The 455-nt window shown below is 71.6% G+C and carries 1 protein-coding gene; it reads right to left on the bottom strand.

The annotated features are described in order from the left end of the window. On the bottom strand, positions 1-424 hold a 424-nt coding region (locus FLO80_RS23870; protein ID WP_149187145.1), incomplete at its 3' end, for a substrate-binding periplasmic protein. Between the last annotated feature and the right edge of the window lie 31 nt (positions 425-455).

Here is a 455-nt window from a genome sequence, read left to right on the forward strand (position 1 = left end):
TGACGTAGCCGCGGACCACGCCGATGCGGTACGGACGCAGGCTTTCCAGATGCGCGGGATTGACCGGCAGCAGGCGCTCGCGCTGGCGGAAGAAGCCCAGTTGCGAGTCGAGCAGGGGGATGGTGGCGTGGAACAGTTCGCGCCGCTCGGGCGACAGGTAGGCCGGCATGAGGGCGTCGAAGCGCCCCTCGGCGGCTTCCTTCAGGGCACGTTGCCAGGGCAGGAACACCAGTTCGGCGCGGTGCCCGTCGAGGGCCAGGGCTTCGTCGAGGATGCGGCTGGCGAGGCCCTTGCCCGGCAGGTCGGGGCCGACGTAGGGCGCCCAGTCGAGGGTCGCCACGCGCAGGGTGTCGGCCTGCGCGCCGGCCGTGGCGAGGAGCAGGCCGAGCAGGACGCCGGGCCAGTGCCAGGTGCGCGAACCCATGGATGCCTCTGCTCTGAGCGATCGGTTGGGA

Origin of the sequence: Aquicoccus porphyridii (assembly GCF_008369105.1) — a bacterium.
Classification (GTDB): Bacteria; Pseudomonadota; Alphaproteobacteria; order Rhodobacterales; family Rhodobacteraceae; genus Aquicoccus; species Aquicoccus porphyridii.